The following is a 19,651-nucleotide window of genomic DNA, read 5'->3' on the forward strand; positions in this document are numbered from 1 at the left end:
TCGCGTGAGCGGCGCATCGCGGCCCAACAGGCTCGGGAGTGATGCATCCGGTCTGCGACGTGCTGGCCAGGGACGACCGCTCCACCTGGCAGCCGGTTGGCACGGTGTCGCCGCCCGCTGGCTGGTCACGGTTTACATCCTGCTGTTGCTCCTCGTGCCGGCTGTCCTGACCGTGCCGGCGCTGGGAGCAGCGGGTACCCCCGCGCTCATGGTCGGGCTGCTCGGACTGGCGTGGTGGCTCGGCGCACGAATCCTCAGGTCCCCTGTCCCGGGTCGGGCGCCAGCGAGCCGGGGTATCCGCTGGGCCCTGTTGGCCTTCACCGTCGCGGCCCTGGCGAGCTATGTGGTCGCGACGGTGCGTCCGATCGACGGCATTGAGCTGACCGCCGCCGATCGGGGCCTGCTGATGCTCGCTTCCTGGCTGGGCATCGCGTTGGTCACCGCCGATGGTCTCGGTGGCAGAGAGGTGCAGGTGGGAACGATCGGCGCACCTGCCGACATCGGCCGGGTCGAAAACCTCCTGCGCGTGATGGTCGCCGCCGGCGGCATCGTAGCGATGGTCGGCATCGCACAGTTCGTCACCGGGCGCGCGCTCGTCGACGCGATCTCGATCCCAGGGCTGTCGGCCAATACGACGCTCACCAGCGTCTACGACCGGGACGGGTTCAACCGCACCGCGGGCACCTCAACCCATCCAATCGAATTCGGCGTGATCCTGGCGATGATGCTGCCGATCGCCCTGCACTTCGCCGTCACGGACACCCACCGGAACGTTTTCTGGCGGTGGCTGCCTGCTGCCGCGATCGCCCTCGCGGTCCCCGTCACACTGTCCCGTTCCGCGTTGGTGGGGGTGCTGGTCGTGCTCGTCGTTCTCTTGCCGACCTGGCCCGTTCGGTGGCGCCGACGCGCGTATCTGACCCTCGCAGTCCTGGCTGTTGCAATCTTCGTGCTGATTCCCGGCATGCTCGGCACCCTGTCCCGTCTGTTCACAGGGATCAGCGAGGACAGCAGTGCGCTCTCTCGGACCGACAGCTACGCCCTCGCCTGGGAGTACATCCAGCGGTCACCGCTCGTCGGACGGGGCCTGTTCACCTTCCTCCCCGAGTACCGCATCCTCGACAACCAGTACCTGGGACTGCTGATCGAGGTTGGCGTCGTCGGCACCGTCGCCTTCATCGCCCTTCTGGTCGTGGCCATCCGCAGGGCAGCGCTCAGCCGCAGGCTGATCACCGACCCCAGGGCGCGCAGCCTCGCACAGTCCCTGGCGGCGATGATCTCGGCCGGTGCCCTCGGCTTCGCGACGTTCGACGCACTCGGTTTTGCACAGGCTGCCGGTCTCCTGTTCCTGGGCATCGGCTTCATCGGAGCCGTAGCCAACTCCGTGGACCGCTCAGAATCTGACTCTGCCGGGCTTCCCTTGTCGCCTGCCCAGGAGTGACCGGTCCGCCACAGGCTGGTCAGGTGGAGCGGGCCGACCTGCGCCGACCGGGTGTGCGGGGCTCTGGCCGTGCCCCGCGGAGGGCGCGCAGAATGCGCCAGAACCTGGAACCAACGATGGCGGCATACACGACGGTGCCCACAACGCCGCCGACGGCAAGCTCGGCAAAGCCGGACGGGAGGACGCTGGAGACCAGGTAGGCGGAGACCAGCACGGCCGCAGCGCCGGCTGCAGGCAGACCCAGGTCAGCCACCAGCGGCCAGATCCGATTTCCGGCCCGTCGAAGCACGATTCCCAGCGCCGGCACGACAACCAGCATGACCACCAGGGCGTGCGCCCACGCGACGCCGCGAATACCGAAGTAGGCGGCACCCAGCACCAGTGCGGGCACGAGTACCACCAGCCAGACGGCATGGACCCAGGCGTTACCCAGGGTTCGACCCACGGCCACCAGGTAGTCGTAGGTCAGTTCCACCAGGATCCGGCCCAGGCTGAGCACCACGAGGGCGGGGAGGGCCGCGGCGGCAGGTGCCCACCGTTCGCCGTAGAGAAAGACCACGATGGCCGGCGCATAGGCGGCCAGGAGCGCGCAGAGCAGCCCCCCGAGGGCCAGCAGCAGGAACAGCGCCTGGCGGAACCCGGCCTGGCCGTCACCGCGCTCGTGCAGGCGAGCGAACATCGGCGTCGTCACCCTGCGTGCGGCCGTGGACACCAGCGTCATCGGCCAGGTGCTCAGGTTGAACGCGAGCAGGTAGAAGCCCAGTTGTTCCGTGCCGAGGAGACGCCCGACAACGACGAAGTCGACGTTCATCAGGGCGAGGAGCAGCAAGCTCGCTCCCGCCAGCGGCAGTCCGAAGCGCAACAGGCTGACCGCGATCGTGCGGTCGAAGCCGGGCCGGAAGCGCTGAGGCGCCCAGAGCAAGGACAGAAGACCCGTCACCGCGTTCCCGATCACCGCGCCCCAGGCCAGGCTCCACGCGCCCTGCCCGGCCAGGGCGAACAGGATGGTGGCCGGCGTGCTCACCGCGAAGGCAATGAGATCGATCTTCGTGCGGGTCGCCTGCATGAAGTCCCGGGTCAGCATGGCCACGGGCACGGAGGCGATCCCGTCGATCAGCACCGCGGTCGACATCAGACGGACAACACCAGCGGCCTCTGGCACGCCCATCGCACCCGCAAACGGTTCAGCTGCGAACCAGCTCGCCACGAAGAGCACCAGACTGGTTGCCACAGCCACCGTGGTCACCGTGGGCGCGATCGCCGCGACCGGGCCTGGATGCCGAACCAACGCGACACTGACGCCCAGCTCATTCATGCTCAACAGCAGGTTCAGGGCCACCAGGGCGACCGCGTAGACGCCGAATTGCTCGGGGGCAACGATCCTGGCTATGACGATCCCGGTCAGCACGGAGCCCAGCCGGCCGATCAGCGTGTTCACGAAGCTCCAGCCCAAGCCGTTCCAGACCCGGCTCTCCAAGGTGCCGGCCAGCTCCTCGGCGGTCTCCGCACCACGCCGGGCGGCGTCGCGGTCGTCCGCGGCGGCGGCCATTGCCTAGACCAGCCCCGTCAGCGCCTCGACAACCCTGTGCTGCTGGTCCGGCGTGAGGTGGGGGGACATGGGCAGCGACAGCAGTTCTGTGGCCGCCCTCTCCGCGACCGGGAAGTCCCCCAGCCGCAGGCCCAGGTGGGCGAAGGCGCCGGTGAGGTGGATCGGCGTGGGATAGTGCAGGGCGGCACCGATACCCGCGTCGTTCAGCCCCGCCAGAATGCGGTCACGCTCGGCAACCCGGATGGCGTAAATGTGCCAGTTAGGGATGTTGCCGGGAAGCGTGACCGGCAGCCGCACCCCATCCACGCCGGCGAGGAGCTCGTCGTACCGGCGTGCTGCTGCCCGCCTGGCCTCGTTCCAGGCTTCCAGTCGGGCCAGTTTGGCGCGCAGGACGACCGCCTGGATCGTGTCGAGGCGCGAGTTGAAGCCCACTTCCTCGTGCACGTACTTGCGGGCACTGCCATGATTGGCGATTCGCCGCACCCGGGAAGCCAGCTCGTCGTCGCTGGTGAGGACGGCGCCGCCATCACCCGCGGCGCCAAGGTTCTTGCCGGGGTAAAAACTCGTGCCGGCTATGAGCGACAGTGAGCCGGCTTGGCGCCCGTGGCGGGAGGCACCCTGGGACTGGGCGGCGTCCTCGAGCAGGAGCACGCCCGCACGCCCGCACACGAGTTGGAGCTCCTCGATCGGGGCCGGCTGGCCGTACAGGTGCACCGCCATCACGGCGGCCGTGTCGGGACCCAGCGACCGCTCCAGGCTCGCACCGTCCAGCAGCAGCGAATCGTCGTCGATGTCGGCGAACCGCACCGCGGCTCCAGCGCGAACGATCGCCCCGGCCGAGGCGATGAAAGAATTCGCGGGAACGAGCACCTCCTGGCCGGTCAGGTCGAGGGCGCGCAGGGCCAGCTCCAGGGCGTCGGTTCCGTTACCCACACCGATGCAATGTGAGACAGAGCAGAACGCGGCAAACTCCTCCTCGAACGTCGCGACCGCTCTCCCACCGATGAAATCCCCTCGCCGCAAAATCTCCGCGACCAGGGGGGCCACCTCGTCGAAAATCTCCGACTGCTGCGATCTGAGATCGATGAACGGCACGGTGTCGGTCACGGGGCTGGCTCCTGTTCGTGTTGGGTCTGCATCGACTGCAGGGAATTGAAGTCGTCAGTGGGGACTCCGTGGAGGCGCCGCATCACCTTGCGGGTCATCTCATACCGAATCACCGACAGGTATGGGTGCAGCAGCCGCGACTTCCCGAGCGGCTGCTCGCGGTTGTGGCTGATCGTCTGTCGGTACAGGGATTCGACCCGGTCGGTGGCGCCGGACAGGCCGTACCGTTCTGTGACGATCCGGCGGGAGAATTCGCCTAACCGAGCGCGGTCGGCGGCGCTGGCCAGGAGCGGACGCAACAGGCGCACGAGTCTGCCCGTGCCGTCCCCGCCGTCCCCGATTCCAAACCAGCCGTTCTCCGTGAACTCTCCGATCGAGTCCGGCTCAAGGACGCGCCAGAACCCGCTCTCCCCCTGCACCACGAGCGGTTTGCCGAAGGCCATGGCGCGCAGCGCAGAGCCTCCCATGGCCAGGGCGATGTCGCCTGCGGCATAGACCGGACGGGGATCGGACACATATCCGGTCACCCGCACCACCTCGGTTCCGGCTGCTGCGTTCACCATTTCCGCGGCCAGATCCACCTCCCTGCGGATCGGCCCGTCTCCGGCGATCACGAGGAGGATCCGGTATTCCACCGCGAGAACACCGATGGCCGCGATCGCCGCGAGGATTCCCTCGCGCTTGAGTTCGACCGCCAACCGGCCGACTAGGGAGATGACGATGGTGTCCACGCTGATGCCCAGGCTCTGCTTCGCGGCACAGGTATCGGTCGGCCGGTCGTGCGCGGTGTCGACCGGCGGTTCCAGCAGGCTGACTCGCGGCCGGCGGCGAGACTCTGCCCTGAGCAGCCGCTGCGTGCCGACCGTGAGCGGCAGCCAGGCCGGTAGGAACGGTGCCACTGACATGGACATGATGGAGCAGACGACCGGAACATCGGACCTGAGGTACGGGCCGAAGACGGCCTCAGCGGCCGGCGGCCACTCGAACGCGTGCACGATGTCGGCGCCCAGTCCGTCGACCGCGGCCGAGAGCCTGCGCATCACGGCAGGAGACGGCCGGATCCGAGGCCGGGGAGCGAGCATCAGCGGCAGGCCACGCTCCCGCACGAGAGCCTGCAGCGGCCCGGGCTGCCCGAAAACCAGCACCTCATGACCCCGCTGGGACAGCGAGGTGGCCAGGTCGATCGCGTTGCGTTGGCTGCCACCGACCTCGAGGGAGTGCGGGTAGACGACTATCCTCATGTCACCCACGCGTCCCGGGCCAGGGCGGGCGGCGCGTCAGTGCCCGGGAGACGAAGCGGTCGCGCGGGAACGTGCGCCCAGGTCTCTCCATCGGGCACGTTCTGCAACACCACGGCCCCCATCCCTACGGTCGCCCCGTCTCCGATTCGCACGTTTTGGCGCACGCTGGCGTTCATGCCGAGATAGCTTCCCGCGCCGATCACGACGGAGCCACCGAGGGCGACACCGGCGGCGATCGTCACAAAGTCACCGATCACGTTGTCGTGGGTGAGGGTGGCGTGCGGCATCACGACCACGTGTCGACCGATGGCGACATCGGCCGTGGCCACAACCCCGGCCAGCAGGACACTTCCCGCGCCGAGCACGGTACCGGTGGGGATCATGGCGCCCGCCGCGACGACGGTGGCATAGCGGTTCTCGCCGACGCCGAGCCGGCGCAGGCGTTCAACAATGCCCCGGCGGCCACTCCCCGAGCCGATGCACACCAGCAAGTCGGCATCGGAGGCGGCCGCACTGTCGATGGTGCCGAGCACCGGGATCCCGCCGGCCTCCCGGCCGTACCAGGCCGGGTCGTCGTCGAGGATGCCGCGCACCCGGTGGGTATCCCGCACCGCCGCCGCGACCTCGCGGGCCAGCCCGCTCGCCGCGAGGAGGAGGAGATCCCTCATGTCGACTCCGTGACGAGGTCCCTGGTCGCGGCGCGCATCGCGTCGATGACCCGGTCCTGGTCGTCGTCGCTGAGCTGGTGATAGAGAGGAAGGATCAGGGTCTTGTCGGTGAGCCGTTCGGTGTGCGGCAACAGAACGGTGCCTGTGTCCCGTCCGCGGTAGGCAGGCTGGCGGTGGGCGGCCATTATGCCGCGGCGGGCGGAGATGCCGGCCCGGGCGAGGGCGTGCAGTGCTCCGTCACGGTCGGTGGGGAAGGGAGCGGTCACCTCGACCCAGAAGGACTGGAAGTTGCCGGTGCCCCAGGTCGGGTCGACGACGGGTCGGAGCCCGGGCACGTCGGCGAGCTCGGCGGTGTAGCGGGCCGCGAGCTCTCGTCGGCGCCGAACGATCTCCGGCAGCCGGCCGAGTTGCACCAGGCCGATCGCCGCCTGCAGATCGGTCAGGCGGAAGTTGAAACCGATCTCGGTGTAGTCCTCGGCCGGGGCGAGGAGGCTGGCCTGGCGGTCGCTCGCCGAGACGCTCATGGCGTGTTCGCGCAACCGGCGCGCCCGGGCCGCCCACTCGGCATCGGAGGTGGTGAGCATGCCGCCCTCTCCCGTCGTGAGGAGCTTGCGAGGATGGAACGACCACGCCGTCAGCACGGCGCCGGCCCCGACCGGACGCCCGTGGTAACGGGAGCCTGCACCGCAGGCGGCGTCCTCGATGACGACGATGCCACGGGGGTCGCAGAGCGCCCGGATCGGGTCGAGGTCGACGGGCACGCCGCCCTGGTCGACCACGATGACCGCACGGGTGCGCTCGGTGAGCGCTGCGCGGACAGTCTCGGCGGTGACGTTACCGGTGGTGGGGTCGACATCCGCGAAGACCGGTCGGGCACCGACGTAGGTGGGGGCGTTCGCGGTGGCGATGAAGGAGAACGAGGGCACCACCACGTCGTCGCCGGAATGTACGTCGGCGACGATCAGGGCCAGGTGCAGAGCGGTGGTGCAACTGGAAGTGGCGACGCCGAAGGGGGCTTCCATGGCCTCGGCGAACGCCGTCTCGAATCGGGCGACCCTTGGGCCCTGGGCAACCCAGCCTGACTCGATCACCTCGGTCACTGCGGCGATCTCTTCCGCGCCCAACCAGGGCACCATCACATTGATCCGGTTCACGAGGCCACCAGCGACCGGCCCGACGCAATTTCCTCTCGGAGCGGCTTCCACCAGTCGACAAGCTGCCGCAATCCGTCGGCCAGGGCGACCTCGGCCTCGAAGCCGAGGTCCAGGCGGGCTGCCGCCACATCAGCGAGCCGGCGAGACACGCCGTTGACGGCACGGTCCGGACCGTGCTCGACCGGAAGGTCGGAGCCCATCGCCACGAGCAGGGCCTCGGCCAGCTGCAGCAGGCTGGTCTCGGTGCCGCTGGCGATGTTGTAGACACCCTCGGAGATGTCGCTGGTGGCGGCGAGCAGATTGGCTCTCGCTATGTCGCTGGTGAACACGAAATCCATCGTCTGCTGACCGTCGCCGAAGATCAGCGGAGGGCGGCCGTCCATGATGCGTTCCATCCAACGCACGAGAACCTCGGTGTAGAGCCCGTGCACGTCCATGCGCGGACCGTAGACGTTGAAGTAGCGCAGAGCGACGTAGTCGAGGCCGTTCATGGCGCGGAAGCTGCGCAGCAGCCCCTCGTTGAAGGACTTGGCGGCACCGTAGAGGGTGTCATTGTTGTGGTGGTGGTGACGCTCGGGGGTGGGGAAAGTCTCCGCCAGCCCGTACACCGAGGCGCTTGAGGCGGCGACGACCTTGCTCACAGAGTTCCGCACGGCGGCCTCGATCACGGTGAAGGTGCCGTCCACGAGCACTTCGAGCGCCAGCCGGGGCTCCTCGGCGCACTGGGTGATGCGGATCGCGGCTTGGTGGAAAACCAGATCCTTGCCGCGGGTCACGTCGTGCACCAGGTCGCGGTCACGGATGTCCCCGACGACGAGCGACACCCGCCCCGACCCCAGGGCATCGGCGAGGTTGGCCGGCCGGCCGCGCACGAGGTTGTCCAGCACGTCGATGTGGCCGACTCCCGCCGTGAGCAGCTGGTCGACGATCGCCGAGCCGATGGTTCCGGCGCCGCCGGTGACCAGCACGCTGGCCCCGGTCAGGTTATCGGTGGTCGCGGTGTTCATGAGTTGCTCCTGAATCGTTGGGACGCGGGCGGTGGAATCGGTGGGCCGCGTCAGTTCGGCGTGAACACCACGTCGACGAAGTAGTTCGATGCGTTGTAGGTGTACTGGGGGTATCCGCCGGCGGTGCCATAGAGATAGCGGCCGTTGCCTGTCGCCGGTGCGGTGAGCGGACCACTCGTCTTGGCCGCGCTGAAATAGGCGCCGGTGTAGGAATACCGGCCGACCGGGGCCAGGTAGGACACGACGTATGAGGCGCCGGCGGTCAGCGTGACGGGAGTGCTCAGTTGGGCGGTTTGCCAGCCGGTCGCGGTCTCGTTGGCGAACGTCACCGTGGCGAGCTGGGAACCGGCACTTGACCACAATGAGCCGGTGTGGGTGCCTGTGTTGCCCGAGCCCTTGAAGAACCGGATCGCGGTCACGGAACCCGCCTGGCCGGCGCTGAATGCCATCCCGAGTTCGACGGCAGACGAGTCGGTGGCGGCCAGGACGGCGGGCGTCTCAGTGCCGAGGAGCGTATAGGCGGTGGTGCCGCCGGTCGCGCTCAGGGTCTGGAACCCCCAGGTCTGGGTGGGGAGCGCGGCACCCGCGGTCGAGACGGCTCCGGACAGGGTGGCCGTGATTGCCGATCCGGCGGGGAGCGCCTGGGCTGCTGTGAATGTGACCGTCCGGCCGTCGGACGACAGCGTCGTCGCGCCGGCAATAGCGACGGTTCCGGCCCTCACGGCCAGGGTGTACCCGGGTGCGATGGCCGCCGACAGCGTGACGGCGACCGCCGTGGATGTCGGCACTGCGACAGCACCGTTGGCCGGACTCTGGCTCACCACGGTGATGGCCGCGGCGGTCGACCGGTTGAACACGACGTCGACGAGGTAGTTGGCGCCGGATGACGACGCCGGATACCCGGCGGAGTAGGTGTAGGCGCCGGCCGCGTTACCTGCCGTGAGGGGTCCCCGCGTGATGCCGCTGCCGGAGAAGTCGCCCAGGGTGGCGGAGTAGGTGCCCGTCGGACTCACGTAGGAGGCCAGGTACACGGTGTCTGGGGTGATTGTGACGGGGGTGGCGAAGGTGACGGTCTGCCACCCTGAGGCGGACTCGTTCGAGAATGTCGCAGTGGCCAGTTGGGCGCCGTTCGGGCCCCAGAGCGTGCCCGTGTGGCTGCCGGTGTTGCCCGCGCTCTTGTAGAACTTGATCGCGGAGACCGTACCGGCAACGGAGCTGCTGAACCTCACGCCCAGGGTGACCAGGCGATTGTCCGAGACCTGCAGGATCGATGGCACGGTCGCGTCGGTAAAGAGGCTGCAGGGGCACAGTCCGTCCTCGGCCGGAGGCTTGACGGTCGTGAACGACCAGCTGCCGCCGGAGGTCAGGGTACCGCCACCGGTGGCCGTGGCCGCCAGGACGACGGAGTAGGTGACGAACCCATTCAGCGGTGCAGTGGGCGTGAAGGTCGCCGTGCGAGTGGCGGCGGCGTAAGACACGGCGCCGGATACTGTCGCACCCAGCTGGTCTTTCACCGTGACGGTGACCGACGCCGGGTCCACGTCTCTGGACAGGACCGCGCTGACCGTCGTGGACAGTGGCACGCTGGAGGATCCAGGCAAGGGCCATTGGCTTGCCGCGGTCAACGGGGAGCCATCGGTGGTGGTGAATACGGCATCGACGAAGTAGTTGCCGTTTTGGTAGGAGTCCCGGGGGAACGCTCCCATCGTGGTGTCGTAGACCCCAGCCGGTGCGGCGCCGAAGCCGCCGGCGACGGTCAGCGGTGCCGCGCTGATTCCGCGGTAGGCCCAGTAGTACGGGGTGGCGGCATAGTGCCCGGCCGGAGCCGAGTAGGACACCGTATAGGTCGTCCCCGCGGAGACGGGTATGGACGCCGAGAACGCCGCGGCCTGCCAGCCTGAGGCGGACTCGTTCGCGAATGTGACGGTAGCCAGCCGGGTGCCCGCACTGTTCCAGAGCGATCCGGTATGCGTACCGGAGTTGCCGGCGCTCTTGAAAAAGCGCACCCCGGACACGAAACCACTCTGGCTCGGGGTGAATTTCAGCCCGAGTTCCACCGCGGAGGAGTCTCCGGCGTCTGCCACCGCGGGTTGCTCGGCACCGAAGACCGAGTACGGCGCCGTGCTCGTGACCGACCTGGTCGCCGGGGTGCCGGTGATGTTGGCGCTGTCATCGACAGCCCGCACCCGGATGGTCTGGGATCCCACGCCGTGCTGCACATAGCTGTAGGTCCAATTCGTGGTGCCGGTGGCCCGGTGCCAGCTGGCTCCGGCGTCGGTGGACACTTCCACGCTCGCGACGACGCCCCCACTGTCGGCAGCGGTTCCCGCTACGGTGACACTCACGCCGTTGGCTATCGCGGTTCCGGCTGCCGGGGTGCTGATAGTGACGGTCGGCGCGCTCGTGTCCGTACTCGCCGTCGCGGCGACCAGGCCGCTCGTGAGCGTGGCGGGCTGAGCGCCCATGTCGGCCAACAGGTTCACCTGCGCCTGTTGCATCCGCGCATCGGCGGGCGCCCCGTCGCCGTCATGCTCCTGATCGAGGCCCCAGGCCCACTGCACACTTCCGGCTGAGAACACGAGAGCCCCGCTGCTTGCCCGGTACAGAGTGAGGTGGTGGGTCGTGGTTCCCGCGGCCACGGTGTTCCCGAAGTCTTGGAGGTACTCGGGGACGCTGCCCGTCGTGGTGGACAGGGTGATGAGGCCGTCCGGCCTGAACCCGTTGTCGAGGTCTTCGTCCGACTCATATCCCACTGTGTGCGCGGCGAGGGCGACTGTGCTTCCCGCCGCCAACTGCGCGAGAGATGTGTTCCGCCAGAGCCGGTACTTCCCCTCCGCCGCGGACACTGTGACCGGGAGATCAGAGAAGTTCGATTGGTACATGGTTCCGGTCAGCGCATTCTCCGGGCGGCCTCCGCCCACGGCGGGTGCCGCGAATCGCGGATCTCGCCAGGTGCCCGTCCACTGGGTGGACGGATCGATCTTCGCGTTGCTCCAGGTCTCTTTGTAGGACACCAGAGTGCGGTGATCCCCCGCGGAGCTGGTCGGCGAGGCTTCGTACCGGGTCTTCCAGTACACCTCGTTGCCGGAGAGGAACTGCAGGTTCACCCCGGCGTCCCGGGCGGCTTCGACGTTGGCGCGTTGGGCGGCGGACCAGTATTCGTCGTGACCCACTGAGAGAAACACTGTGTGGTTCAGCAGTTTCGCGCCCAACCGGTCGGTGTCGACCCCGCTGAAGTACGAAACGTCGTAGCCGTTCTTCTCCAGGAACCGCACCATCGGGTATTCATTGCTGAAGTAGAAGTCCCGGCCGCCCGGGCCGCCGCGAGTGGCGACCGGACGGTTGTAGCTGATCTTGTAGGCGCGCCCGTTGTCCGCGCCCTGGTAGAAGTCACTTCCCCCGTAGGTGTTGTACGCCTGCCAGGTCGGATCAGAGGTCTGGAAAAGTACCTTCGAGTGGCTCGCCTCATTGCGCACGATGAAGGTGATGTGGCTCTGCCCTCCCGTGTCGGCACGGGTGAGAAGAGCAAAGTAGACCCCGGACACAGCATCGGCCGGGAGCGTCCAGGTGGCGGAGAGCGCCCACGTTCCGCAGTCATAGAGCTCGGTCGTGAGATCGCTCAGACACTGCGGCTGGGTCTGCGGCAGGGCCGCGGACGGGGTCACGTCGGCGATCTTGCGGGCACCGAGACCCTGGTACCAGCCGGTGCGGTAGATCTCGATCGAGTAGGCCCTGGCGTTGGTGTCGATCTTGAAACCGATGCTGCCGCCGACGTTCACGCTGATGTCGGTGGCGAACCCCTGGATGCTGGGGTCGCCGGAATCGTCGATGTCCCACACCGAGGGAGCGACGCCCGGGAGGGCGTTCTCGCACACGACCGGATTCGCCGCAGCGTTGCATCCGGTGGCCGCGTGCGCAGGGGCCGGCGCAGCGCTCAACGAACCACCCACCAGGGCGAGCACGGCCAGCGCTGCGGCACCGACGAGCACGCCCGCCGAACGTCGCGGCCTAAACACGAGCCGTCCCCCCAGCGAGCATGGCTTCCCGCTCGACGCGCAGCGGCATGGCCCCGCCGCCGGCAGCGAGACTGCGGCTGGCTGCCTCGAGGATGCCCAGGACGCGCAGACCCGCAGAACCGTCCGTTCTGGCGCTCCGTTTGTCGCGGATTGCCGAGGCGAATTCGGCCACCATTGATCCGAGCGCCTCGGTCTCCGGCAGGGCCGGCGACCAGGTGTCACCGAGCCGGTAGGACACCGTTGCGCTCCGGCGGTCTGCGCCGTCCAGAACCTGCAGGCCAAGATCGACGCCGCGGTCATAGACACTCAGTCGCTGCTGGGGATTCAGGTCGTCCCACACCAGCGTGCGGCGTGAGCCGCCGACGATCATCTGGCGGATCTTGGTGGGGCTGAGCCAGTTCACATGCACATGCGCAATGGCCCCGTCGGCGAGCGGAAGGGTGAGGTAGCCGATGCAGGCCTTGCCCGCGTTCAGCGGATCTGCTCCGACGGCGCTGACCGTGATCGGTGTGAGGCCACCGGGGAGGATGAAGTCGATGATCGAGAGGTCATGCGGTGCCAGGTCCCAGAACACGTCCACGTCGGGCTGCACCAGGCCCAGGTTGATCCGCACAGAGTCGATGAACAAGACCTCGCCGAGATCGCCACCGTGAATCAGCTCCCGCATCTTGAGCACCGCCGGGGTATAGCAATAGGTGTGATCGGTCATCAGCACCAACGATGACTCGGCCGCGGCCTGCACCATGGACTGGCCGCGCTCACCGGTGTCGGCGAGCGGCTTTTCCACCAGGACGTGCTTGCCCGCGGCGAGCGCGGCGTGCGCGATGTCGTGGTGAGTGGCCGCCGGGGTGGCGATAGCAACGGCGTCCAGGTCGTCATCGGCGAGCAGGTCGCGGATGGAGTCGGTCACCTTCACGTCGTGTCCCTGGCCCGCCAGCCGCCTGGCGCGGTCGAGATCGAGGTCACAGATCGCCGCGAGTTCCCAGTGCGGACTCGCCCGGAAATTCCGGGCCAGATTCGGTCCCCAGTAGCCCGCGCCGATAACGGCGATCCGTAGCGAGTCGGTCACAGTAACCCCAATGGCTAGACGGTTGAAGGAGCGAAACTGCGACCACGATAGAAAGTGAGGGTCGCTCACCCGCCCAGAGTGCCACCGTCAGTGCCATCGCACAGTCCCCCAACCGGGGGGACAAATCGCCTCGCCACCTGGCCCCCGTTCAGGTCACAGCGCCAAAAACGCGTTTCGGGTTATGTTCACCTCGTGAGTCGCTGAGAATCTGTCACTACCGCCACATCCGTCCCACCGGCACCCGCCCCACCCGCAGCCAGCCCCATCGGCGCATTCGACCTCAGCAGCTTCGCCGCTTACCCGCTCTACCCGCACCCGCAGGCCACCCACCCAGTGGCCTGCCGCTGTACCCGTTCCATCACCCGCCCGAACCTGTAACCCGAAATGCAGGGGACCCACCGTGAATACGTCAGTGACGTGTCGGCCTATTGGTCGACCCCAAAAGTGCCAGCTGCCCCCTCCAAGCAGCGGCAATCCGCGCTACGCCTGCCCGAATCCGGCCTGGAGCGCCGGTAGCCGATGAGCACGCCCAAGCCCGGCCCTCCCCTGGCCGGGGCGACACCGGCCGGATACCGGGCACCGTTGCACCTGGTCAGGCCGGTGTCCACCGGCCCCGTCTCGACGGATCTGCCCCTGGCCGGTGCCGTACCCGCCGGCGCGGTCCCCGGGCTTTCGCCGGCTCCCGCCGTCACTGGGCTCTCCGGTGCGGCCTGGGCGCGGCAATATCGCATCAGGCTCACGCTGACCGACGCGGCCGTGATCGGCTCCGCCGTCACTGTGGCGTTCCTCGCTCGGTTCGCAATGGCCAACCCGATAGGCGACGCCCCGCGAATTCCCCTCTCCTACTGGGCAGTCACCGTGATCGTCGCGGTCACCTGGATCATCACCCTTGGCACCTTCCGCACCCGAGATGCCCGCATAGTCGGGGTCGGCGCGACCGAATACAAGCTCGTCATCAACGCGAGCGCACTGGCCTTCGGGATGCTTGCCATCGCCTTCCTGCTGATGCAGGTTGACACGGCCCGCGCATACTTCGTCTTCGCCCTCCCGCTCGGAGTGGCAGCGCTGGTTCTGGAGCGCTGGTTGTGGCGGAAGTGGCTGATCCAACAACGCCGCTACGGCCATTACCTGGCCAGGGCGATCGTCGTGGGTGGCCGGGAGGACGTTGAATACGTCGTCAGGCAGATCAACGACAAATCCGGGGCTGCCTACCAGGTTGTGGGGGCGGCTCTGGAGGGCGACAGCTCCACGAGCGTCATCGCTGCCGGGCACCGGGTTCCCGTCGTGGCTGACTTCGAGCACGTGGCCAGCGCCGCACAGTCTCTGGGGGTCGACGCCGTCATCGTCGCGGGGCACCCGAGCCTCGGAAACACCTTCATTCGGAACCTCGGCTGGGACCTGGAAAAGACGTCGGCGGAGCTGGTGCTCTCCAGCCGGTTGACCGACGTCGCCGGTCCCCGCATCCATTTCCGGCCGGTCGAGGGGCTCCCGCTCATCCACGTGGAGATCCCCCAGTACGACGGGGCCAAACACGTGCTCAAACGTGCACTCGACATCACCCTGGGCGCCCTGGCACTGATGGCGATCAGTCCGGTGCTCCTGGTGATCGGTGTGCTGGTGAAGCTGGACAGCGCCGGTCCGGTTCTGTTCCGCCAGGAGAGGGTCGGCCGCAACGGGCGGCCGTTCCACATGCTCAAGTTCCGCTCCATGGTGCGCACAGCCGAGGACGACCTGGCCGGCCTGCTCGACCAGAACGAGGGCGCTGGAGTGCTTTTCAAGATTCGCAGCGACCCGCGCATCACCAAGGTCGGGCGGGTCCTGCGCAAGTACTCCCTCGACGAATTGCCGCAGCTGTGGAACATCGTCGTCGGCCAGATGAGCCTCGTCGGGCCACGCCCGCCGCTGCCCGCCGAGGTCAAGAACTACGAGTCTCACATGCACCGGCGGCTGTATATCAAGCCAGGCCTCACCGGCATGTGGCAGGTCAACGGGCGCTCGGACCTCAGCTGGGAGGAAAGCGTGCGGTTGGACCTCTACTACGTCGAGAACTGGTCGTTGGCCGGCGACCTCATGATCATCTGGCGGACCTTCAAAATCATCATTCGACCTCTGGGGGCGTACTGATATGGCTGCGACGAACGACACCGAACCGAACTCCGGCGAGAGCGCACGCGCCCTGCACATCGCGATGATCGGTACCAGGGGGGTGCCGGCGGCCTACGGCGGCTTCGAGACAGCCGTTGAGGAGATCGGGCGTCGCCTGGTGGACCGCGGGCACGCCGTGACCGTCTACTGCCGATCGCAGAGCGGCACGCCCGGAGCGGTCCGGCCGCCCACCGACTATCTCGGCATGCGACTCGTGCACCTTCCGGCGCTACACATGAAGGCCCTGGAGACGCTCAGCCACACGGCGTTCTCGGTCGCGCACGTCACCACCCGGCGCCGCCCGGATGCCGCGTTCGTCTTCAACGCCGCTAACGCGCCGTTCGTCCCATTCCTGCGTCAGCGCGGCATCCCGACGACCGTGCACGTGGACGGGCTCGAATGGAAGCGGGACAAGTGGGGCGGCACTGCGCGTCGGTACTACCGTTGGGCCGAACAGCTGTCTGTGCGGTCGGCGGATGCCCTGATCGCTGACGCGCAGGGGATCGTCGACTACTACCGCGACGAGTTCGCGATCCCCACGGAACTGATCAGCTACGGCACCCGGGTGTTGCACGACCCGCCGACCACCCGGCTGGCCGAACTGGGCCTGGAGCCCAAGGGGTATCACCTCGTGGTCGCCAGGTTCGAACCCGAGAACCACGTCGACGTGATCATCGACGGATACCGGCGCAGCAGCGCCACTCTCCCCCTGGTGGTCGTCGGATCTGCACCCTATGCCGGAGCGTATGGCCGGAAGATAACCGCGCTGGCCGGCGATCCGCGGGTGCGGCTGCTCGGTGGCCTCTGGGACCAGGACCAGCTCGACCAGTTGTACGCCCACTCGGTGAGCTATCTGCACGGGCATTCGGTCGGCGGCACGAACCCGTCCCTCCTGCGCGCGATGGGAGCCCGTACCGCGGCGATCGCCTGGGACGTGTCGTTCAACCGTGAGGTGCTGGGCGCCTACGGCGCGTACTTCCGCGACCCGGCGACGCTCGCCTCCTTGATCGAAGACGCCGAACTCAACCCCCACCACACCGAGGAGGTCGGCGAAGCGCTTCAGCGGCGCGCGGCCGCCCTGTACAACTGGGGCCACGTGACCGACGGTTATGAGGATCTGGCCCAGCGCCTCGTCTCCGGCCACAGCACGCAGGGCATGAGCGTCGGGCGCATCGGCCGCAGGCCGTGGAACCAGCCGGAACGGGCCCAGCGCCCCGCCACCGCGATGCGGAGTTCGCTGTGACCGGCACCGTCGCGGGTGCCGCCCTGGCCCCGACGGACACGCTGGCCGCGACGGTCAAGCGGCTGGCGTCTGCCCAGAAGGGCGCGGCGAGGGGCGCACCGGCCTATTCGCTCTACGTCAACCGTCCCCTGGGCCGGGTACCGGCGGCGCTCGCCTTCCGGCTGGGTTGGACGCCGAACATGGTCACCGGGCTCAGCGCACTCGCCAGCCTGGCCGGAGTGCTGGTGATCGCGCTGGTACCGCCCAGCGTGTCGATGGGGATCGCCGTCTGGCTGTTGCTGGCGGGCGGGTACGTCCTCGACTCCGCCGACGGCCAGCTGGCGAGGCTTCGCGGCGGCGGCAGCACCAGCGGGGAATGGCTGGACCATGTCGTCGACGCATGGAAGATCTCCAGCGTGCACCTCGCCGTGCTGGTGCTGGCCTACCGGCATCTCGACCTCCCTGATCCGGCCTGGCTGCTTGTGCCCGTGATCTTCACGATCGTGGCGGCCGTCTCGTTCTTCGCCATGATCCTGAACGACCTCCTGAAGGCCAAGCACGCCGTCGAACCGGCGCGGAACACGGCGAGCACACCGTTCCGCTCGATCCTCGGGCTGCCCACCGACTACGGCATCCTCTGCCTGTCCTTCGCCCTGCTCGGGCTCCCCGCCGTGTTCTTCGGCGTGTACACTGCCCTGTTCGCGGCGAACACCCTCTACCTGGTCCTCGCGCTGGTGAAGTGGTTCGGCGATATGCGCGCCCTGGGCGCTACACCTGCTGGAGCGCCCGGCGGCGCAGCTGCGCCACGGCATCGGTCCGATGAGTGGAGCGACCATGTCCCTGCCCGGTGATCTGGGGATCGTGGTTGTCAACTACGGCTCCCCCGCGCTGCTCGAACTCAACCTGGTCGGCCTCGCCCGCGGGCTTGCCGGCGAGCGCATCGTGATCGTGGATAACTTCTCCGGCCTCGCCGACCGGGCGGCCACGACGGCGTTGTGCCAGCGGGAGGGCTGGACTCTGCTCGCGCCGGGGCTGAACCTCGGCTTCGGAGCAGGGATGAATGCCGGCGCGGGGCTGCTGATCGCGCGCGGCTGCCGTCGGCTGCTGCTACTCAACCCGGATGCGCTCATCGACGAAGCCGGGGTCCTCGCCCTGGCCGAGGGCTGCGCCGAGGATCCACAACGCATCCTTAGCCCCCGGATCGAACGCCCCGACGGTTCCCTGTGGTTCGGTGGCGGCACCGTGCAAGTCGATCGAGGACGCACCCACACGGGAACCACCGCCGACAGCTCCGCACCGTATGGTTGGCTGAGCGGAGCGTGCCTGATGATCCACGCCTCCCTGTGGCGGTGGCTCGGCGGATTCGACGAGCGATACTTCCTCTACTGGGAGGACGTCGACCTGTCGTGGCGGTGCGTGGCGGCCGGCGGCAGCCTCGCGGTACGCGACGACGTCACCGTGGTGCACAGCGTCGGGGGCACCCAGTCCGGCTCGGGCAAGTCCGTGCTCTACGTTTACTCCAACTGCCGGAACCGGCTCGTGTTCGCGGCTCGCCACCTCAGCCGCGGCCAGGTGGTCCGCTGGCTGGTGCTCAGCCCGGCCTATGCCCTGCGGGTGCTCCAGCGCGGGGGGCGCCGCGATCTGGCGCGCCATGCGGGGCCGCTCCTCTTGGCCGCCGCGCGCGGCACCGGAGCGGGCGCGATCCTGGCACTCCGCGCGCTCGCATCCGGGCCGCCGCGTGCCCGTCAGACGGTGACGCAGCGGCTCTACCCGGTCCGTGAGGAATCATGACCGTGACCACCGGCGTGGGCAGCGCCGTACTGATTGCACACCCCGGCGCCGAGCTCTACGGCTCCGACCTGGTGTTGCTCGAGACGGTATCAGCGCTGGTCGGCTCCGGGACACAGGTCACTGTCGCGCTTCCCACACTTGGGCCGCTGGTCGGGGAACTGACCAGTCGTGGCGCCCACATCGAGCTCTGCCCCACGCCGGTGTTGCGCAAGAGCATCCTGCGACCCGTCGGCGCCCTGCGCTTCCTGCGGGACGCTCTGCGCGGCATGGCCGCCGGGATCCGGCTGCTCCGGCGGGTGCACCCCGCCGTTCTCTACGTGAACACGGTCACGCTCCCGCTCTGGGTGCTGCTCGGCCGAGCCGCCCGGATTCCGGTGATCATCCATGTGCACGAGGCCGAGCGCAGTGCCTCCGGGGTGGTGCGCCGGGCGTTGGCCGCCCCGCTGCTGCTCTGCGACACCGTCGTCTCCAACAGCCAGTACTGCATCGACGTCCTGTGCGAGTCCTATCCGCGGCTACGGGAGCGGGCCAGGGTGGTGCGGAACCCGATCGGCTGGCCCGGCCAGACCGTGAACGCGCGCTCCGAGCTCGTCGGCCGGTTGCAGCTGCTGTACGTGGGACGGCTCTCCGAGCGCAAGGGCGTCGATACCGCGGTGCTGGCCCTGTCCGCGTACCGCTCGACGGGCCATGACGCCGAGCTGCATCTGGTGGGAGACATCTTTCCCGGCTACGAGTGGTATTTGGACCGGCTGCGCGAGTTGGTGCGCACCGAGGGGCTGAGCGACCGGGTGCACTTCCACGGCTACCAGCGCGATGTCTGGCCGTTCCTGGCCCAGAGCGACATCGTGCTGGTGCCTTCCGTGCTCGAGGAGGGGTTCGGCAACACGGCCGTTGAGGGCGCCCTGGCCGCTCGGCCGGTGGTGGTGAGCGACACGTCTGGGCTGCGCGAGGCCTCGGCGGGGTTCGCCTCCGCGGTACGGGTGCCCCCCGGTGCCTCCGCCGCCGTGGCGAGTGCCCTGGGGCAGATCGTCGCCGATTGGCCGCACTATCGGCTGGCGGCCGGCACCGACCAGTTCCTCGCTCGCGACCGCCACGGCCTGGCCGGGTACCGGTCCAGTATCAGGGACACCGTGCTCGCCGCGGGTCGCTCCCCCGCCCAGGTCGCACGCCCGGCCGCTGCCGCCTCCGGCAGGCCCGAGCCTGGCCGCACCGGGCACGGCAGAGCCGCCCACGGCTGAACCACC

14 protein-coding genes are annotated in these 19,651 nt (G+C 68.5%); 6 read left to right on the forward strand and 8 right to left on the reverse strand.

Translation table 11 applies throughout. From position 1 onward, the window contains the following. The first annotated feature begins 4 nt into the window (after positions 1-4). Positions 5-1,438, forward strand: a complete 1,434-nt coding sequence (locus tag BJQ94_RS16475; protein WP_265398526.1) for an O-antigen ligase family protein — start codon at positions 5-7, stop codon at positions 1,436-1,438. Between the two features lie 19 nt (positions 1,439-1,457). On the opposite strand, the gene BJQ94_RS16480 is transcribed toward BJQ94_RS16475, so the two are convergent. From BJQ94_RS16480 to BJQ94_RS16515, 8 genes are read right to left on the reverse strand one after another with little or no spacing between them, the layout of a single operon-like run. Beyond that, positions 1,458-2,987: an oligosaccharide flippase family protein gene (locus BJQ94_RS16480; protein ID WP_265398525.1), complete on the reverse strand. Its 1,530-nt coding sequence runs from the start codon at positions 2,985-2,987 to the stop codon at positions 1,458-1,460. 3 nt (positions 2,988-2,990) lie between these two features. Continuing rightward, positions 2,991-4,094, reverse strand: a complete 1,104-nt coding sequence (locus BJQ94_RS16485) for a DegT/DnrJ/EryC1/StrS family aminotransferase (protein ID WP_265398524.1) — start codon at positions 4,092-4,094, stop codon at positions 2,991-2,993. After that, positions 4,091-5,335 (reverse strand): glycosyltransferase family 4 protein, encoded by a 1,245-nt coding sequence (locus tag BJQ94_RS16490; protein ID WP_265398523.1) that lies wholly within the window; start codon positions 5,333-5,335, stop codon positions 4,091-4,093. The genes BJQ94_RS16485 and BJQ94_RS16490 overlap by 4 nt, the downstream gene beginning before the upstream one ends. After that, positions 5,332-6,003, reverse strand: a complete 672-nt coding sequence (locus tag BJQ94_RS16495; protein WP_265398522.1) for a NeuD/PglB/VioB family sugar acetyltransferase — start codon at positions 6,001-6,003, stop codon at positions 5,332-5,334. Before BJQ94_RS16495 ends, BJQ94_RS16490 begins: the two co-directional genes overlap by 4 nt. After that, on the reverse strand, positions 6,000-7,139 hold the full coding sequence (locus BJQ94_RS16500) for a DegT/DnrJ/EryC1/StrS family aminotransferase (RefSeq protein ID WP_265398559.1): 1,140 nt from the start codon (positions 7,137-7,139) through the stop codon (positions 6,000-6,002). Before BJQ94_RS16500 ends, BJQ94_RS16495 begins: the two co-directional genes overlap by 4 nt. A gap of 14 nt (positions 7,140-7,153) precedes the next feature. Further along, the gene (locus tag BJQ94_RS16505) at positions 7,154-8,164 is read right to left on the reverse strand and encodes an NAD-dependent epimerase/dehydratase family protein (protein ID WP_265398521.1); all 1,011 of its coding nucleotides are present in this window, start codon (positions 8,162-8,164) and stop codon (positions 7,154-7,156) included. A gap of 50 nt (positions 8,165-8,214) precedes the next feature. Beyond that, a complete protein-coding gene (locus BJQ94_RS16510; protein WP_265398520.1) occupies positions 8,215-12,180 on the reverse strand; it encodes a DUF4082 domain-containing protein in 3,966 nt (1,321 codons plus the stop codon). Further along, a complete protein-coding gene (locus tag BJQ94_RS16515; protein WP_265398558.1) occupies positions 12,173-13,249 on the reverse strand; it encodes a Gfo/Idh/MocA family oxidoreductase in 1,077 nt (358 codons plus the stop codon). The genes BJQ94_RS16510 and BJQ94_RS16515 overlap by 8 nt, the downstream gene beginning before the upstream one ends. A 519-nt stretch (positions 13,250-13,768) precedes the next feature. On the opposite strand from BJQ94_RS16515, the gene BJQ94_RS16520 reads away from it, so the two are divergent. Genes BJQ94_RS16520 through BJQ94_RS16540 form a run of 5 tightly spaced genes read left to right on the forward strand, consistent with a single transcriptional unit; the run spans position 13,769 to position 19,645 of the window. Beyond that, a complete protein-coding gene (locus BJQ94_RS16520; RefSeq protein WP_265398519.1) occupies positions 13,769-15,373 on the forward strand; it encodes an exopolysaccharide biosynthesis polyprenyl glycosylphosphotransferase in 1,605 nt (534 codons plus the stop codon). A 1-nt stretch (position 15,374) separates the two neighbouring features. Then, positions 15,375-16,637 (forward strand): DUF1972 domain-containing protein, encoded by a 1,263-nt coding sequence (locus BJQ94_RS16525; RefSeq protein WP_265398518.1) that lies wholly within the window; start codon positions 15,375-15,377, stop codon positions 16,635-16,637. Next, entirely contained in the window at positions 16,634-17,467 is an 834-nt protein-coding gene (locus tag BJQ94_RS16530) for a CDP-alcohol phosphatidyltransferase family protein (protein ID WP_265398517.1), read from the forward strand. The genes BJQ94_RS16525 and BJQ94_RS16530 overlap by 4 nt, the downstream gene beginning before the upstream one ends. Then, the gene (locus BJQ94_RS16535) at positions 17,436-18,407 is read left to right on the forward strand and encodes a glycosyltransferase family 2 protein (RefSeq protein WP_275875515.1); all 972 of its coding nucleotides are present in this window, start codon (positions 17,436-17,438) and stop codon (positions 18,405-18,407) included. Before BJQ94_RS16530 ends, BJQ94_RS16535 begins: the two co-directional genes overlap by 32 nt. Further along, positions 18,404-19,645 (forward strand): glycosyltransferase, encoded by a 1,242-nt coding sequence (locus BJQ94_RS16540; protein ID WP_265398515.1) that lies wholly within the window; start codon positions 18,404-18,406, stop codon positions 19,643-19,645. Before BJQ94_RS16535 ends, BJQ94_RS16540 begins: the two co-directional genes overlap by 4 nt. Positions 19,646-19,651: the final 6 nt, after the last annotated feature.

The sequence above is a fragment of the Cryobacterium sp. SO2 genome, assembly GCF_026151165.2.
Taxonomy (GTDB): Bacteria; Actinomycetota; Actinomycetes; order Actinomycetales; family Microbacteriaceae; genus Cryobacterium.

Bases quoted from the DNA above. Each gene is read 5' to 3' on its own strand.
- BJQ94_RS16480 (WP_265398525.1), bottom strand. From the start codon at position 2,987: ATGGCCGCCGCCGCGGACGACCGCGACGCCGCCCGGCGTGGTGCGGAG.
- BJQ94_RS16490 (WP_265398523.1), bottom strand. From the start codon at position 5,335: ATGAGGATAGTCGTCTACCCGCACTCCCTCGAGGTCGGTGGCAGCCAA.
- BJQ94_RS16495 (WP_265398522.1), bottom strand. From the start codon at position 6,003: ATGAGGGATCTCCTCCTCCTCGCGGCGAGCGGGCTGGCCCGCGAGGTC.
- BJQ94_RS16500 (WP_265398559.1), bottom strand. From the start codon at position 7,139: ATGGTGCCCTGGTTGGGCGCGGAAGAGATCGCCGCAGTGACCGAGGTG.
- BJQ94_RS16505 (WP_265398521.1), bottom strand. From the start codon at position 8,164: ATGAACACCGCGACCACCGATAACCTGACCGGGGCCAGCGTGCTGGTC.
- BJQ94_RS16520 (WP_265398519.1), top strand. From the start codon at position 13,769: ATGAGCACGCCCAAGCCCGGCCCTCCCCTGGCCGGGGCGACACCGGCC.
- BJQ94_RS16525 (WP_265398518.1), top strand. From the start codon at position 15,375: ATGGCTGCGACGAACGACACCGAACCGAACTCCGGCGAGAGCGCACGC.
- BJQ94_RS16535 (WP_275875515.1), top strand. From the start codon at position 17,436: ATGAGTGGAGCGACCATGTCCCTGCCCGGTGATCTGGGGATCGTGGTT.
- BJQ94_RS16540 (WP_265398515.1), top strand. From the start codon at position 18,404: ATGACCGTGACCACCGGCGTGGGCAGCGCCGTACTGATTGCACACCCC.